Origin of the sequence: Peptostreptococcus equinus (assembly GCF_027125355.1) — a bacterium.
Classification (GTDB): domain Bacteria; phylum Bacillota; class Clostridia; order Peptostreptococcales; family Peptostreptococcaceae; genus Peptostreptococcus; species Peptostreptococcus equinus.
In genome coordinates this window covers 1,729,040-1,746,965 of sequence record NZ_CP114052.1, presented here as the reverse complement: position 1 = coordinate 1,746,965, position 17,926 = coordinate 1,729,040, and the positions used below count along the sequence as shown (strand labels likewise).

General features: G+C 30.5%; 13 protein-coding genes and 1 riboswitch. All 13 genes read left to right on the top strand.

All coding sequences use genetic code 11. From position 1 onward, the window contains the following. Positions 1 to 4 precede the first annotated feature (4 nt). The 13 genes from etfB (at position 5) to abc-f (ending at position 17,877) form a co-directional block, all read left to right on the top strand. Entirely contained in the window at positions 5 to 790 is a 786-nt protein-coding gene (gene etfB, locus O0R46_RS08725; protein WP_269311370.1) for an electron transfer flavoprotein subunit beta, read from the top strand. 23 nt (positions 791 to 813) lie between these two features. Continuing rightward, positions 814 to 1,827, top strand: a complete 1,014-nt coding sequence (locus tag O0R46_RS08720; protein ID WP_269311369.1) for an electron transfer flavoprotein subunit alpha/FixB family protein — start codon at positions 814 to 816, stop codon at positions 1,825 to 1,827. A gap of 196 nt (positions 1,828 to 2,023) precedes the next feature. Then, positions 2,024 to 3,025: a D-2-hydroxyacid dehydrogenase gene (locus O0R46_RS08715; RefSeq protein ID WP_269311368.1), complete on the top strand. Its 1,002-nt coding sequence runs from the start codon at positions 2,024 to 2,026 to the stop codon at positions 3,023 to 3,025. A gap of 202 nt (positions 3,026 to 3,227) precedes the next feature. Further along, a protein-coding gene (prfB, locus tag O0R46_RS08710; protein ID WP_269311367.1) for a peptide chain release factor 2 occupies positions 3,228 to 4,368 on the top strand; the annotation gives its coding sequence in 2 pieces (ribosomal slippage) (positions 3,228 to 3,296 and positions 3,298 to 4,368; 1,140 coding nt in all). Positions 4,369 to 4,387: 19 nt separating this feature from the next. Continuing rightward, a complete protein-coding gene (locus O0R46_RS08705; protein ID WP_269311366.1) occupies positions 4,388 to 6,541 on the top strand; it encodes a Tex family protein in 2,154 nt (717 codons plus the stop codon). Between the two features lie 129 nt (positions 6,542 to 6,670). Then, positions 6,671 to 6,783, top strand: a riboswitch (FMN riboswitch). Between the two features lie 79 nt (positions 6,784 to 6,862). Then, the gene (locus tag O0R46_RS08700) at positions 6,863 to 7,501 is read left to right on the top strand and encodes an ECF transporter S component (protein ID WP_331275590.1); all 639 of its coding nucleotides are present in this window, start codon (positions 6,863 to 6,865) and stop codon (positions 7,499 to 7,501) included. Positions 7,502 to 7,725: 224 nt separating this feature from the next. Then, positions 7,726 to 8,646, top strand: a complete 921-nt coding sequence (locus tag O0R46_RS08695) for a bifunctional enoyl-CoA hydratase/phosphate acetyltransferase (protein WP_269311365.1) — start codon at positions 7,726 to 7,728, stop codon at positions 8,644 to 8,646. Between the two features lie 118 nt (positions 8,647 to 8,764). Continuing rightward, entirely contained in the window at positions 8,765 to 12,970 is a 4,206-nt protein-coding gene (locus O0R46_RS08690; protein ID WP_269311364.1) for a leucine-rich repeat protein, read from the top strand. 213 nt (positions 12,971 to 13,183) lie between these two features. Beyond that, positions 13,184 to 13,660 carry a tRNA (adenosine(37)-N6)-threonylcarbamoyltransferase complex ATPase subunit type 1 TsaE gene (gene tsaE / locus O0R46_RS08685; RefSeq protein ID WP_269311363.1) on the top strand — a complete coding sequence of 159 codons (477 nt, stop codon included), beginning with the start codon at positions 13,184 to 13,186 and terminating at the stop codon, positions 13,658 to 13,660. After that, positions 13,638 to 14,345 carry a tRNA (adenosine(37)-N6)-threonylcarbamoyltransferase complex dimerization subunit type 1 TsaB gene (gene tsaB, locus O0R46_RS08680; protein WP_269311362.1) on the top strand — a complete coding sequence of 236 codons (708 nt, stop codon included), beginning with the start codon at positions 13,638 to 13,640 and terminating at the stop codon, positions 14,343 to 14,345. Before tsaE ends, tsaB begins: the two co-directional genes overlap by 23 nt. After that, complete coding sequence (rimI, locus tag O0R46_RS08675; RefSeq protein ID WP_269311361.1) at positions 14,335 to 14,784, top strand: ribosomal protein S18-alanine N-acetyltransferase; 450 nt, start codon at positions 14,335 to 14,337, stop codon at positions 14,782 to 14,784. The genes tsaB and rimI overlap by 11 nt, the downstream gene beginning before the upstream one ends. Positions 14,785 to 14,871: 87 nt before the next feature. Beyond that, positions 14,872 to 15,897 (top strand): tRNA (adenosine(37)-N6)-threonylcarbamoyltransferase complex transferase subunit TsaD, encoded by a 1,026-nt coding sequence (tsaD, locus tag O0R46_RS08670; protein WP_269312555.1) that lies wholly within the window; start codon positions 14,872 to 14,874, stop codon positions 15,895 to 15,897. Between the two features lie 48 nt (positions 15,898 to 15,945). Further along, positions 15,946 to 17,877, top strand: a complete 1,932-nt coding sequence (gene abc-f / locus O0R46_RS08665) for a ribosomal protection-like ABC-F family protein (RefSeq protein ID WP_269311360.1) — start codon at positions 15,946 to 15,948, stop codon at positions 17,875 to 17,877. The last annotated feature ends 49 nt before the right edge of the window (positions 17,878 to 17,926 follow it).

Here is a 17,926-nt window from a genome sequence, read left to right as displayed (position 1 = left end):
AAATTTGAAGGTCATAGTATGCGCTAAACAAGTACCAGATACAACTGAAGTAAAAATAGACAAGAAGACGAATACACTAATTAGAGAAGGAGTTCCAAGTATATTAAATCCAGATGATGCTAATGCGCTAGAAGCAGCTTTAGCCTTAAAGGATAAAAATGAAGATGTTCATGTAACTGTAATATCAATGGGGCCTCCTCAAGCGGATGTAATGTTAAGAGAATGCCTAGCTATGGGTGCAGATGAAGCTATATTATTAAGTGATAGAGCTTTTGGTGGATCAGATACATGGGCAACTTCAAATGCAATTGCAGCTGGAATAAGGGCAATAGGAGATTATGACATAATATTTGCAGGTAGACAGGCTATAGATGGAGATACAGCTCAGGTTGGACCTCAGATATCTGAAAAACTTGATATACCTCAAGTGACTTATGTTGAAGACATAAAGGTTGATGGAAATAAACTTACTGTAAAAAGACAGTTAGAAGATGGATATGAAATGATAGAATTACAGATGCCAGCTCTTCTAACAGCGGTTAAGGAACTTAACGAACCAAGACATATGTACATAGATAAAATATTTGATGCCTATAAAAAAGATATAAAAGTACTTTCAATCAATGATGTGGATATTGAACCTACTCAGGTTGGATTAAAAGCATCACCTACAAGGGTGTTTAAATCATTTACGCCAGAAGTAAAGGGACAGGGAGTAATCTTAGAAGGAACTGAAAAAGAAGTAGCAGCTAGTATAGTAAAAGAACTAAAGGCTGTACATATTATTTAGTGGATTATAGGAGAGAGAATATTATGGAGAGAAATGAACTAAATCAGTACAAGAACATCTGGGTCTATGCTGAACAGAGACAAGGAAAACTTACTCCAGTAGTAATCGAACTGCTAGGAGAAGCAAGAAAATTAGCTCAAGTTAAGGGTATAAAGGTAAATGCAATCTTACTTGGACACAATGTAGATCATTTAGCTAAAGAACTTATAAGCTACGGAGCAGAAACAGTATATCAAGCTGATAATGAATTATTAAAAAATTATACAACTGATGGTTATGCAAATGTAATAGTTGATGCTATAAAGGAATTAAAGCCTGAAATAGTATTGGTTGGTGCTACTCATATAGGTAGAGATTTAGCTCCAAGAATAGCTTCTAGATTAAATACAGGACTTACAGCTGACTGTACTAAGTTAGAAATTGATCCAGAAGATGGAAAAATCATGCAGACTAGACCGGCATTTGGCGGTAATATCATGGCTACTATTATATGTCCTGATAATAGACCTCAGATGTCTACAGTTAGACCAGGAGTTATGGATAAGGCTGATAAGGACGAAAGTAGAACAGGTGAAATTGTAAAAATTGATGTTAAATTACAAGAATCTGATATAAGAACTAAGGTAATAGAAATAGTAAAATCTGCGAATGAAAAAGTTTCTCTAACAGATGCAAATATAATAGTATCTGGAGGTAAGGGACTAGGAACACCAGATGGATTTGAATTAATCAAGCAATTAGCTGATGCATTGGGTGGTGTAGTTGGTTCATCAAGAGCAGCTGTTGATGCTGGATGGATTGAAAGAGCGCATCAGGTAGGTCAGACAGGTGTTACTGTAAAACCTAATGTATATATAGCTTGTGGTATATCAGGAGCAATACAGCATCTAGCAGGTATGAAAGACTCAGATATGATAATAGCTATAAATAAAAATGCTGACGCACCTATATTTAATGTAGCTGACTTTGGTTTAGTAGGAGATTTGTATAAAATTATCCCAGAAATGATCAGTGAAATAGAAGCTATGAGAAAATAATCTTAGAAATAAGTATAATAGTAAAAATATATAATAATAAATATGGTGATGATAGCCCTATATAGGGCTATCCATTGCTATATTTATTAAAAATTACTATGTTAAAAAAATATTTATTTAAATAAAATTAAGATAAAAATTTTATTTTATTTAGTATGATAGTTTATTATGATTTATGTATAAATAGGAGGAAGTTATGAGAATATTAGCTTATCATGTACAGCCATATGAAGTACCAGCTTTTGAAAAATGGTCTAAGGAAAATAATATTGAAGTTGTAATGGATAAGGGTTTAATTACAGCTGAGTCAATAGAAAAAGCTAAGGGATTCGATGGTATTACAACTCAACAAGTAATACCTGTAAAGGATGAAGAAATATTCAAGAAGATGCAAGAATATGGAATTAAACAAATTTCATCTAGAACAGCAGGTGTTGATATGTTCGATGGTAAACTTGCTGCAAGTTACAATGTTGCAATCACAAATGTTCCAAGATACTCCCCAAATGCAATAGCAGAAATGGCAGTAACACAAGCGATGTCTTTGCTTAGAAATATGAACCATATAAAAACAGCTATGGACAGCGGAGATTGCTCTTGGGACAAAAGACATATAGCAAGAGAAGTCAGATCATGTACAGTTGGTATTATAGGTACAGGTAAGATAGGTTTAACAGCAGGAAAATTATTTAAAGGGTTAGGAGCAAAAATCATAGGTTATGATAAGTTCAAAAATCCAGAGGCAGAAGATGTATTAGAATATAGAGAAAATCTAGAGGATTTATTAAAAGAAGCTGATATTATATCACTTCATCTTCCTTTATTTGATGATACTTACCATCTAATTAACAAAGAAAACTTAAAATTAATGAAAGATGGATCTATACTAATAAATACAGGTAGAGGTGCTCTTATAAACATTGATGATGTTATAGAAGCACTAGAAAGTGGAAAGCTTGCAGGTGCAGGATTAGATGTATTAGAATGTGAAACAGTATATGTAAATCAAAAGGTTGCACCAGAAGATGTATATTGTAAGTGTGTAGTGGAAAAATTGAGATCTATGGATAATGTAATACATACAGGTCACTTTGCTTTCTTTACTGAAACAGCTGTTGACAATATAGTTAATACAGCTCTAGATAACATAAAGAAAACAGAAGAAACAGGAAAACTTCAAAATGGAACAAATATGTAATATAAATATTACATTTATAACAATGTCGAAAATCTAGTTTGACATATTGGGGGTCATACTAGAAAATTATAGGTTGCTTTTTACTTAATGCCGATGGTTCTTGCCATCGGCATTGTTTTGTCATATTGTTTATCAAGGCAAAGAAATAAATTTTTATATGTGGTATAATAGTTGAATAAAAAAGTTGATAGGGGTGAATTTGATGATAAATATTCAGGAATATAAAGCTGAATACGAAATTATCCAAATCAAAGTAGAGAAGCTAGGTGTTTCTCTTTGACTTGGATAGTCTAAAAATAAGAAAAAAAGAGATAGAAAAACAGCTAGAAGAACAAGATTTTTGGAACGATAGCGAAAAAGCAAATTCTATTTTGCAAGAAAATAAAAATATAAATAATAAAATTGAAGAGTTTGATATGATACAAACTATGGTATCTGATATGGAAATATTGATAGAAATGTCTGAAGAAGTAGAGGATACAGAAGAAGAATGTATGATAGAAGATCAATTAAAAGATACAATAGTAAAAACAAAGGAACAAATAGAAGAGATAACAATAAACATGCTATTTTCTGGACAATATGATTCTAATAATGCCATCGTATCTATAAATTCTGGAACTGGTGGATTAGATGCTCAAGACTGGGCTCAAATGCTTCTTAGAATGTATATTAGATGGTCAGAGGCTAGAGGATTGACAGTAAAACTCCTTGATTTAATATCAGATCCAGCTGCGGGTATAAAAACTGCTACTTTACTAATAAAAGGTGAAAATGCCTATGGATATTTAAAGTCTGAAAAAGGTGTTCATAGATTGGTGAGGATGTCTCCATTCGACTCTTCTGGAAAAAGGCATACATCTTTTGCGTCAATTGACGTAGTACCGGAATTGGATGATGATACAGAGATAGAAATAAATCAAAGCGATATAAAGATTGATACTTATAGAGCATCAGGAGCAGGTGGACAACATGTAAATACAACTGATTCAGCAGTTAGAATTACACATATACCAACTGGTGTAGTAGTTCAATGCCAAAATGAAAGAAGTCAGAGAATGAATAGAGAAGTTGCTATGAAAATGCTGATGGCAAAATTAGTTCACATTAAAGAAGAAGAAAATAAAGAAAAAATAGAAGATATTCAGGGAAAATACACACAAATTACTTGGGGTAGCCAGATAAGATCTTATGTCTTCCAACCATACAAACTGGTAAAAGATCATAGGACAAATGCTGAAAATACTAATTTAGATGCTGTCATGGATGGGAAATTAGATAATTTCATGTATGAATATTTGAAACAAAATATAAATAAAGAAAATGAAAATAATAAAAAATGATTTATAGTTAGGGGAAAGTATGGATATAAAGGGAATTTTGATAAAAGAAATGTCATTGAGACCAAAGCAGGTTGAAAATGCAATAAATCTAATAGATGAAGGCAATACTATACCATTTATTGCTAGATATAGAAAAGAGCTTACCGGTGAAATGACAGATGTTCAACTAAGAGAATTTAACGAAAGACTTATATATCTTAGGAATATGGAAGCTAGAAAAGAAGATGTTATTAGATTGATAGCTGAACAAGAGAAGCTTAGTGATGAAATTGAAAAAGCTGTTGAAAAGGCAATGACTTTGCAAGAAGTGGAAGATATTTATGCTCCTTTTAAGCAAAAAAAGAGAACTAGAGCTACAATAGCCAAAGAAAGAGGTTTAGAACCTTTGGCAAATATGATATTACTTAGTAAGAATTTAAATATAGAGAAAGAAGCTAAGCCATTTATAGATCCAGAAAAAAATATAGATAATGCTCAAATAGCAATAGCAGGAGCCAAAGATATACTGGCTGAAATAATGAGTGATGATGCTGATATACGTAAGATAATCAGAGAAGAAGCATTAAAAAGAGGGATAGTGGAGTCTAATGCAAAGACTGAAGAGGACTCAGTATATAAAATGTACTATGAGTTTTCAGAGAGAGTAAGAGAAATATTGCCTCATAGGGTATTAGCTATAAATAGAGGGGAAAAAGAAGATATACTTTCTGTAAAAATCAAAATTGATGATAGTGATATGATAGAAAAAATTTCTAAAAAATATATGAATCAACAAAATGTAGGCAACGAAGATATAATTAAAGAAATAGCTATGGATGCCTATAAGAGATTGATTTTTCCATCAATAGAAAGAGAAATCAGAAATCATCTTAGTGAAATAGCACAAGAAAGGGCAATAAAAGTATTTGGTCAAAATTTAAATGGTTTATTACTGCAGGCCCCTATAAAAGATGTCGTAGTGATGGGGTTTGATCCAGCGTATAGGACAGGGTGTAAAATTGCAGTAGTTGATAAAAATGGTAAGCTTTTAGATTTTACGACAGTATATCCAACCAAGCCACAAAAAAAAGTAAAGGAAGCAAAAGAAGAATTAAAAAAACTAATAGAAAAATATAAAGTAGATATAATTTCTATAGGTAATGGTACGGCTTCAAGAGAATCAGAACAATTTGTAGCTCAAATGATTTCAGAAATTGATAGAGAAATAAACTATGTAATAGTAAATGAAGCAGGTGCGTCAGTATATTCAGCCTCAAAGCTTGCAAATGAAGAACATCCAGATATAAACGTATCTATTAGGGGTGCGATTTCAATAGCTAGAAGATTGCAGGATCCTCTTGCAGAATTAGTAAAGATTGATCCTAAAAGCATTGGTGTGGGTCAATATCAACATGATGTAAATGAAAAAAGACTTACTGAAGTATTAGATGGTGTAGTAGAAGGAACTGTAAATAGTATAGGTGTAGATGTAAATACGGCGTCATATTCTCTATTGGAGCATGTAGCAGGTATTTCAAATAGTGTAGCTAAAAATATTGTGTTATACAGGGATGAAAATGGAGAATTTGAAAATATTAATCAGCTAAAAAAAGTAAAAAGACTTGGGCCTGCTGCATTTAAACAAGCTGCTGGTTTTATAAGAATAACAAATGCATCAAATCCTCTTGACAATACAGGAGTTCATCCAGAAAGCTATGAAGTCTGTGATAAATTGCTTAAAAAATTAGATTATACTTATGACGATTTGTATTTAGGAAAACTAACTGATATCGATAGAAGGGTTAAGTTAATTGGATTTGATAAATTGGCTGATGAATTGGAAGTTGGTATTGCAACTCTTAGAGACATAATTGATGAAATAAAAAAACCAGGAAGAGATATAAGAGATGGTGGTATAAAGCCAATTCTTAGAAAAGATGTAATGTCTATTGAAGACTTAGAGGAAGGTATGGAACTGTCTGGAACAGTAAGAAATGTAGTTGATTTTGGTGCATTTATAGACATAGGTATAAAGAATGATGGTCTAGTTCATATTTCCAAAATATCAAATAAAAGAGTGAAAAATCCATCAGATTTATTAACTGTAGGAGATATTGTAAAAGTCAAAGTTATAGGTATAGACCTCAATAAAGGTAAGGTTTCACTATCTATGAAAGATGTTAAAAATATTTAATATTTCAAAATTACTCAAATAGATTAGTTAGACTAAAAGTATAAAAAGTGCTAAGAATATTCACTAAATTTAAACGGTAAATATTTGACAAATCCATAAAAATTTAATATAATTAAATTACAAATTAAAATTAATCTTCGGGGGTGGGTGAAAGTCCCTACCGGCGGTAATAGCCCGCGAGCGTAAGCTGATTTGGTGAAATTCCAAAGCCGACAGTAAAGTCTGGATGTGAGAAGAATTATTTAGAATTAATAATTGTTACTACTGTCCTGAAGTCTTTAGCTTCAGGACTTTTTTCCCTCGAAAAAAAAGGAGACAATTATGGAAAATATTAGTGAAAAAAATGGAAGACAAACTTTTGTCGCAGGAAACCAAAAAAGAAATCTCAGTACTAATGTATTGGTAAAAGTAGCTTTATTATCAGCTATATCATTCGTATTAATGTTTATAGAAATGCCAATACCTATATTTCCAAGCTTTTTAAAGATAGATATATCAGATATACCTGCTTTAGTAGCTGGACTTGCCTTAGGACCTATAGCAGGTTTTATGGTAGAATTTATAAAAAACTTACTGCATTTGATTACATCTACACAAACTGGTGGTGTAGGAGAGCTTGCCAATGTAATAGTAGGAGGTTCATTTGTAGTTACTAGCTCTATGATTTATAGAAAAAACAGAGATGCTAAATCGTACATTAAAGCATTTTTAGCAGCAACAATAGTGATGACTTTGGTAGGATCAATAGTAAATTACTTCTTCTTGCTACCATTTTACGGTCAACTTATGGGTATGGATGCAATAATTGGTATGGGTAAGGCAGTAAATCCAAAAGTAAATGATTTGTTATCATTTGTACTTTGGTTTATAGCACCTTTTAATTTATTAAAAGGATTGATATTGTCGATATTATCAGTTCCGTTTTTTAAAAAATTGGATAATATATTGAAATCAAAATAAAAAATAAGTAAGAAAAAATTTTTATAAAATAAATAAAAAAGAAAAATAATTTTTAAATGATAAGTTAGGCATAGTATATTGCCTAACTTATTTTTTTATTATGCAAATAATTAAAATATTAATTAATAGGGAAAATGTTTTTTAATTCAAAAAAGTGTGTTAATATATTATATAGAGTTATGTAAATAAAAAATAAAACATATATTTTCTAAGGAGTGTAAAAGATGATCAATAAGGAATATTTTATTAATCTAGCAAAAGAAAAATCAGGAGATAAGTTACAGACAGTTGCAGTTGCAGCTCCACATGACGACTCTACTCTACAAGCATTGAGAAATGCAATCGATATGGGATTCGCTAAAGCTATATTAGTTGGTGATGAAAATCTTATAAAGAAAGCAGCTAAAGAAGGTAATGTGAACATAGACGATATGGAAATCGTACATGCCGAAGATCTTCCAGATGCAGCACAAAAGGCAGTAGAACAGGTTAATTCTGGTAAAGCAAGCTTAGTAATGAAGGGATTATTAGATACTTCAATAATATTAAAGGCTGTTGTAAAGAAAGAAAACAATCTTAGAACAGGTAAGACTCTAAGTTATGTTGGTATATTATTCAAAGAAGGATTTGATAAATACTTCTTAACTTCTGATGGAGCTATGCTTATAGCACCTACTGTGGAACAGAAGAAGGGTATAATAGAAAATGCAGTGGAAGTAGCACATGCTCTTGGGAATAAAGAACCAAAAGTAGCAATGATTTGTGCTAAAGAAAAATATTATGATAAAATGCCTGCTACAGTAGATGCTACTGAACTTCAGAAAATGAACCAGTCAGGAGAAATAAAAGGATGTATAGTAAGTGGACCACTTCAGATGGACAATGCTGTAGATGCACATGCAGTGGAAGTAAAAGGAATAGATGATCCAGTAGCAGGAAAAGCTGATATACTTATAGTACCAGCTATAGAAGCAGGTAATGTATTACTTAAAACAGCTAAGTACTTAGGTGGATGGACTTTCGGTGGAGTAATAGTTGGAGCCAAAGTCCCTGTAGTTGTTTGCTCAAGATCTGATGGTGAAGATGCTAAATTAGTTTCTATAGCAACAGCTTGTATGATGGCAGCTGAAGCAGAAAATAAATAATAAAAAATTGATACTTTTATAAACAAACCGCGCTTAAAATTAAGGGCGGTTTGTTGTAGTAGTAAATATTTATAATGGCTATCGATATCAATAAGATAAATTTAATTTGGGGGAAATTATGAATAAAAAGAAAATATTAGTACTACTAATAGCTTTTACAATGTCGTTTACACCTATAGTTCCAACTTATACATATATAAATGAACCTGCACTAGCCGAAAATTCAGAAGAAGATTTTGTATTTGATTCAAATACTGGTGCTATTATTGCTTACAAAGGAAAAGAAACAAATGTAATTATACCAGAAACAATAGGAGGGCATGCAGTAAAAAGAATTGGATCAAAGGCATTTTATACTACAGCCACTAATGGTGTAACAAAAATATCGTCACTACAACTAAATGAAGGACTAGAAGTAATTGAAAAACAAGCTTTTGGAATGCAGAACTCTTTAATTGATGTTAAATTTCCATCTACATTAAAAGAAATTCAAGAGGGTGCTTTTATTAAAACAGGTATCAAAGCTTTAAATTTAAATGAAGGTTTAGAAAAAATTTCAACCTTATCTTTTAGTAATTGTGCCAACCTAGAAAGTGTAAAAATGGCCAGTAGCATCAAAGAAATAGGAGGAAAAGCATTTTTAAACTGTCCTTTGTTAAATAGTCAAATAGATTTTGGGCAAAATTTTGGTGTCTTATCAGCTAATGTATTCGATAAAACGCAAGTAAGCAACTTTGCTATATCAAATCAAGGAGTTCCAATAAAATTTATTGAAAAATCAATACCTACGACATTAAATGAAATAAATATACCTTATGAACGTGAAACAAAAATGTATTTACTTGCTCCAGTTTCAAATGCTTTAAATATAAATTTAGGAGAAATAAATGTTCCTGCTTCTACTAGCAAACAAGAGCTTATAAAAATATTGAACAAAAAAGTTATGTTAAAGGGTGTATATAATGAACATGAGACAGGAATTACATGGAATGTAGATAATTTTAATGGTAAAACAGTAGAAATTTCAGGTAAATTTTCAGAATATAAAGATAATGTTTTAAGTGATCAAGATGCGGCTAATGGATTTATATCTAATTTAAATATAAAAATTAAGGCTGTAGTTGATGAAAAATCTGTTTCATGGAATCAAGATGATTTTACATATTCAACTTTACAGGAAAAGATGATTAAAGGGATGACATATTATGCGGTTACAGGATTTTCTCCTCAAGGATTAAGTAAATTTGAAAACTATAAGGATGTTGTGATACCAGATTTTAATGAAGTTGAAGAAAATGGAGTGAAAATAAAGAAGCCTATAACAGGAATAGGACCCAGTGCTTTTAGTGATAAGGGGATAAATTCGATAAAATTGCCAAGTATGAAAGAGGATTTTAAGGATTTTTATATAGGTGTTGCAGCATTTAAAAACAATAATATCAGTGAATTAAACATAAATAAAGGTGTAAAAATAATCGACTCGTATGCTTTTCAAAATAATAAAATAAGTAAGATTAATTTACCTTCTACAATTGTCAAAGTTGGAAATAGAGCATTTTCCAAAAACAGTATAGACGAATTAATGATTTCTGATGATGTGGTGCAACTACAGTTGGATAATTATAGTTTTGAAGACAATCATATCAAGAGCGTGAATATACCTTATAACATATTTAAAATTCAAGGCTATGTATTCGCACGTAATACAGGTATGGAAAAAATACCAGCAGGTCAGCTTCAGCCTGGAGATGAAAATAGCGGAACTGTATTTATGTATACTAGAAATCCTAATCATATAGAGTCTAGTGTATACACAGCCGAGAGTAAATATCAAAAATTTATTTTACCAACAAACATAGTAGATAGAAGCAAACTTTTTCAAACTATTAATACAGCAAATACTAAAATCGCTAGCAACTATGAAAAAAATTCTTTTGATGAATTTAATTCTAATTTAAGTAAGGCGAAAGCTGTATTCTCTAATTTTGATGCAAATCAAAATCAAATAGATGAGGCAGATAACATGCTAAGTGAATCGATGAAAAAACTTGTAAGTATAGGTGCTGATAAAAACGAGTTAAAAGAATTGTACAATAAAATATCATCAATAAACCCAAGTTTATTAAATGAGGATTCAACTAGTAAAATCAAAGCTGAAATTATTAGTACTCAATCAATTATAAACAATGATAAAGTAAGTCAAACAGAAGTAGATAATAAAGTGGCACAATTAAAAGATTTACTTTCTAATCTGGAGTATAGTGAATTAGCTAAATGGAACCCAAGTGATTTTGTATATGATGGAAATAAAATATTGGGATATTCAAACACAGGTAGGGAAAAATATTTAGTAAATAAAAATTTAGTTATTCCAGAAAAAACAGACAAAGGACAAATAATAGAGGAGATAGGAGAGAGTGCTTTTCAAACTGCAGAGGGAATTAAATATCCTTTAGACAATATAATTTCACCAAATGGATTAAAAAGCATAGCGATGCATAAGTCTATAAAAATAATAGGCGAAAATGCCTTTAAGGATAATTCTATAGAAAATATTGACCTCCATGAAGGCATTGAGGAAATAGGTAGCGGGGCTTTTCATGGTAATAAATTAAAAGAAGTTATATTGCCCGAAAGTATCAATAAACTAGGTATTGCTGTATTCGCACTTAATACAGAAAATATAAAAATAAAACTACCAAATAGATTAAAAGAAGTTCCAGACGGGTTATTTTCAATGAATACTAATGACTCGTTCAATAAAATAGAGTTGCCAAAAGGTTTAGAGAAGATAGGAAAATCTGCATTCTTAGGTATAAGAATTAATACTTTAGAGATACCTTCAACAATAAAAGAGATAGGACCAAGAGCTTTTCAGGCTAATAGATTAGAAAGTCTAGAAATACCAGCGAATATAAAAGTTATTTCTGAAAATACATTTGAGCAAAATCCAAAATGGAAGAGATTAAAGGAATTGAAGTTAAATGAAGGCGTTGAAGAAATAAGAGCCAATGCATTTTCAAATTCTCTTTTAAAAGAAACAAAAATACCACTATCATTGAAAAAATTAGATACGGATTCTTTTTATAAAAAGCAAGATGGAAAAACAGTAGGTGATGATCAACCTGTAAAATTAATAACTAATAATCCTAAGCATAAAGAATTATTTTCTAATAGTAAGTATCATTTTATAGAATTGCAAATGTTAGATGTATACATAGGTGGTACCATAGAAAAACCAGATGATTATGTGAGTGTAAACTTCAAAGTTCCCGAAAATGCAAGTACAAATGATCCTACTACATATTATGTAAAAAAAGGTACTCCAGTGAAATTAGAAATCCCACAGTTAAAGCTTGCAAAGGGATATAAGTTTGATAAGTGGTCAATAGATACTACTACCATTAGACAATATGATGAAGATACTGATATAAATGCCAATATAATAAAAAATAATGGTAAAAAAATAAAAAGAATTTCTGGAGATAATAGATATCTTACATCTATAGAAGTAAGTAAATATAATTATCCTAATGGAAGCAAAAAAGTTGTAATAGCTAGTGGGAAAACAGAAGTAGATGCTTTAGTTGCTAGCACATTAGCAAGTTATTTAGATGCACCAATTTTATTAGCTGATTCCAATATAAATAAGGATTTGTTAAATGAAATAAAAAGATTAAAGGCAGAAGATGTATACATTTGTGGTGGTTATAATGTGCTTAATGCTGGAATAGAAAACAAACTGAAGAAAGAATCTTACAAAGTAAATAGATTAGCAGGATCAGATAGGTATACAACAGCAGAAAAAATATATGAAAAATTAATAGAATTAGGACTAAAGTCTGATGAAATAATTTTGACAAGTGGAGAAGCATATGCGGATGCATTAGCGGCGGGAACTTTGTCAGCTAAGAATAAGACTCCAATACTTTTAGCAAAGAAGAATTATGTTACAGATAAAACTGAAAAAATAATCAATTCTAAAAAAGAGCTTACTATAATTGGTGGGTATAAAAGGATATCAAATGAATTCAAATTCAAAGTTAAAACTAATAGAATTGCTGGAAGTAATAGGTTTGAAACAGCGAAACTAGTAGGAGACAAAGCTTATCCTCAAAGTGATAGTATTGTGTTAGTATCTGGAAAAGAAGCATATTTTGTGGATGCACTTGTTGCTTCAGGTTTATCTTTAAAATTAAAAGGGCCTATTATTTTAACAGAAAAAGAGACTATACCTAAAGTAATAGAAGAAAAAATTAATAATATAGAAAAAGTTTTTATAGTAGGGGGAGAAAGTGCAATATCAAAAGATTTAATTAAATAAATATAAAATAAAAAACATCTAAATACTTAGATGTTTTTTATTTTTGGATTTTAAAAGCTAGGAATATTGAAAAATCAATGATATAATATATACTAGTGAATTAGGTCATTTTACATTAATTTGTAATTGATATAAATAATATAAGTATAAAATATAAATATAGTGGGTTAATTATAGTACTTATATTATAGATAAATAGAATCGGGAGGTAATATGAAAAAAATATTTCTGAAAAATGAAGATTCTACTATAAAACTCGGACAAAAAATAGCTAAGCTTTTATTTGAAGGTGCTATTTTATGCTTAAATGGTGACTTAGGTGCCGGAAAAACTTGCATGACAAGAAGTATTGCTCATAGTTTAGGTATAGAAGAGGACATCACAAGTCCAACTTTTACAATAATAAATGAATATGAAGAAGGAAGATTAAAGCTTTATCACTTTGATGTATATAGAATAGGTGAAAGTGTAGAAATGTATGATATAGGCTTTGAAGATTATATAAACTCTAATGGCGTATGTATAATCGAATGGTCAAATATTATAGAAGATATATTGCCAAAAGAGAGGTTAGAACTTTATATTTCTTATTGTGAAGAGGGAAGAGAAGTAGAGTTTAAGGCATATGGATTAAAATATGAAAAACTTGTAGAGGAGTTGTTAAAAAATGAAAATATTGAGCTTCGATAGTTCTACAAAAGCAGCTAGTATAGCTCTTCAGATTGATGATGTTCTAGTTGGTGAGATAATAATAAACGATAAAAGAACACATTCACAAAAATTAATGCCAATGTTAGATAGTTTGCTGGATTTGGCTGATACAAAAATAGATGAAATTGATTTAATTGGTGTATGTATAGGACCAGGATCATTTACAGGTATTAGAATTGCCCTTGCTACAGTAAAGGCTATAAGCCATGTAAAGGATATTCCTATCATTGCTGTTAATTCCTTAGAAACACTTGCACAGAATGTTGTAAATACAGATAAGATAATAGTTCCTATATTAGATGCACAGGCCGATAATGTGTATGCAGCTATCTACAAGGCTGAAAAAAATGAACTAGAGAAAGTAGTTGATATCGATGTGATATCAATAGATGATTTATTGGACTCTATAAGGCAAAATGATAGTAATTTTATTTTATTAGGAGAGGGCACAATAAAGCATAAAGAAAAATTAAAAACAGACAATATAGAAATTGTGGATACTGATAAAAATATTTCAAAGGCATCTAGTATATGTGTATTGGCAAAGAAAAAATATGAAAAAAATATAGATATAAAAAATGCTTATGATTTAGAAGCTTTATATATTAGAAAATCACAGGCAGAAATACAATATGAGGAAAAAATAAAAAGAAATGAAGTATAGAAATATGAAATCAGATGATATAAATGGAGTACATGAAGTTGAAGTATCTTGCTTTTCTGATCCATGGTCCTTATCTGCATTTAAAGATGAGTTGAAAAATAAATTGGCTAGATATATTGTAGCTGAAAATGAGGATGGTAAAATAGTAGCCTATATAGGAGCTTGGTATATTTTGGATGAAGCTCACATAACTAATGTAGCTGTTCATAAAGATTTTAGAGGTCAGAAAATAGGTGATGAAATGATGTGTAAGTTTATAGAAAAGTGCGAAAGAGATAGGCTTGCATCAATAACATTAGAGGTGAGAAAATCAAATATTGTTGCACAAAACTTATATAAAAAGTATGGTTTTTTAAATGGTGGCTTAAGGAAAGAGTATTATGGTGACAATAAAGAAGATGCCCTAATAATGTGGAAACAACTTAGAGAGGTGTTTTAATTGAATAATATAGATAATATTACTGAAGTCTTTAATAATAAAGACTTAGAAAAAATTGAAAAAAAATCTAATGATGAAAAAATCAAAATTAATGAAGATGACATTATTACTTTGGCAATAGAAAGTAGTTGTGATGAAACAGCTTGCGCTATTTTAAAAAATGGAAGAGAGGTTCTTTCTAATGTGATTTCTACTCAAATAGAAACACATAAAAAATTTGGTGGTGTGGTTCCTGAAGTAGCATCAAGAAAACATGTAGAAAATATTGATATAGTAGTGCAAGAAGCTTTAGATAGAGCAGGTATAGGATTTGAAGATATTAGTCACATAGCAGTTACATATGGACCAGGTTTGGTAGGAGCATTGCTAGTAGGCTTATCATATGCAAAAGCTCTTGCCTTTACCTTAAAGATACCTCTTGTTGGTGTAAATCACATAGAAGGTCATTTATCAGCAAATTATATTGAACATAAAAGTTTAAAGCCACCATTCATTACTTTAATAGTATCTGGTGGTCATACGCACTTAGTTGAAGTAAAGGACTATGGAGATTATGAGATAATAGGAAAGACCAAGGATGATGCATCAGGTGAAGCTTTTGACAAAATAGCAAGAGCCATGAATCTTGGCTATCCAGGTGGGCCTATTGTAGATAGAATGGCGAAAAATGGAAATCCTAATGCAATAGATTTTCCAAGAGCATGCTTAAATGATCCTGGCTATGATTTTTCATTTAGCGGGTTAAAATCTTCAGTATTGAATTACTTAAACTCAATGAAAATGAAAAATTTAGATATAGTAGAAGAGGATGTATGTGCATCTTTCCAAAATGCTGTAGTGGATGTCCTTAGTCAAAAAACTATAAGGGCAGCTCTTGATAAGAAATATAGCACTGTGGCTTTATCTGGTGGAGTAGCAGCAAATTCAGCTCTTAGATATAAGTTCGAACAAATATGTAAGGATAACAATTTGGAGCTTAGATATCCACCTTTAGTTTTATGTACAGATAATGCAGCTATGATAGGCTGTGCTGGTTATTATAGGTATATAAATGGAAGAAGAGATGGTATGGAATTAAATGCAATACCTAATTTAAAGATAAACCAATATTAGATATATATAAACAGAGAAAAATAAAGATAATTGATAGGAGGACAACTTATGATAATGTTATCATGTAACAAGCTCACAAAAAGCTTTGGAGTTGAAACCATACTTGAAGATATATCTTTTTCAATAAGAGAGTCGGATAAGGTCGGTATTGTCGGTATTAATGGTACTGGAAAAACGACCTTATTTAAAATTATAACAGGAATATACGGGTATGATAAGGGAGATATTTTTACTTCAAAGGACTGTAAAATAGGTTATTTGGAGCAAAATACTAACTTTGTATCTGATAAAACTGTTTATGAAGAAATATTATCGGTTTTTTCAGATTTAATTAGTGCCGAGGAAGAACTTAGAAATATTGAAAAAGAAATTGCAGATAAATCGTCTGATTCTAGTGTATCATCAAGTGATCTGGAAAAATTGATGGATTTGTATGGTAAAAAATATGAAGATTTTGAAGAAAATAACGGATATGGATATAAAAGTGAAGTAGTAGGTACTTTAAGAGGGCTAGGATTCTCAGATGAAGATTTTGAAAAGCAAATAAATGTCTTATCTGGGGGAGAGAAAACTAGGGTTTTGTTAGGAAAGTTGCTTCTTAGTAAGCCATCTTTATTAATGCTAGATGAACCGACTAACCATTTAGATGCAGATGCTGTAGAATGGCTAGAGGGATTTTTAAGAGCATATAATGGAACTATAATGATTATTTCACATGATAGATATTTTTTAGATCAATCTGTTAATAGAATATTTGAAATATCTAATAAAAGGCTAAAAGCATATGATGGGAATTATAGTGATTACCAAAGAAAAGCAAAAATAGAAAAAGAAATCGCTATGAAAAATTTTGAAAATCAACAAAGAGAAATTAAAAAGCAAGAAGAATCTATTGAAAGATTAAAATCATATGGCAGAGAAAAACATGTAAAAAGAGCAAGAAGTAAAGAAAAAATGCTGAATAAGGTTGAAAGACTTGAAAAGCCCGTTGAAATAAAATCTAAGGCAAAATTTTCTTTTAAATCAGTATCTCAAAGTGGTAAAGATGTACTACAAGTAGAAGATGTGAGCAAAGAAATAGAAGATAGAACCTTATTTAAAGGTGTTAATTTTAATATTTATAGGGGAGAAAAAGTAGCACTAATAGGTCCTAATGGCATAGGAAAGTCAACTCTATTTAAGATAATAATGGGAGAAAATAAGAAATCTTCAGGAGATGTAAAACTGGGAGCCAATGTAGAGATTGCGTATTTTCATCAGGAACAAACTAGTTTAAATTTAAATAATACTATTATAGATGAAATATGGAATGACCATACTACTATGACACAAACAGAAGTAAGAAACCTATTAGGAGCATTTTTGTTCCAAGATGAAGATGTATTTAAGGAGATAAAATCGCTAAGTGGTGGCGAAAGAGCTAGAATAGCTATCTTAAAATTAATCTTATCAGATTCAAATTTTCTACTTTTGGATGAGCCTACTAACCACTTGGATATAGACTCAAAAGAAGTTCTAGAAGAGGCTCTATTAGAGTATGATGGAACAATTTTTACCATATCTCATGATAGATATTTTCTTAACACAGTTGTCGATAAAATCTTATTGCTGACAAAGGATGGAATAATAGAATATTTAGGAAATTATGATTACTATCAAAGTAAGAAATTGCAAGCTTTTGAGATGGATCAGATGGCTACAGAACAAGGGCAAGAAGCAAAGACTAAAACTCAGATAAAAGAAGAAAAAAAACGTGAAAAAGAGTTGAAATTGCAACAAAATAAAGAGAAAAAGAAGATTAAAGACTTAGAAAATGACATTTCGCTTGTGGAAAAACAGATAAATGGACTTGAAATTATGCTTTGTCAAGAAGAGATATATAATGACTTAAATAAGCTAAAAGAGGTCAATCTAGAGAAATCTGACCTCGAAAAAAAACTAGAAAAACTTTACGAAAAATGGGAAAAAATAGCTGAATAAAAAAATGTTTTAAATTTATCGAAAATGAGGTATAATGAAATAAGTAACA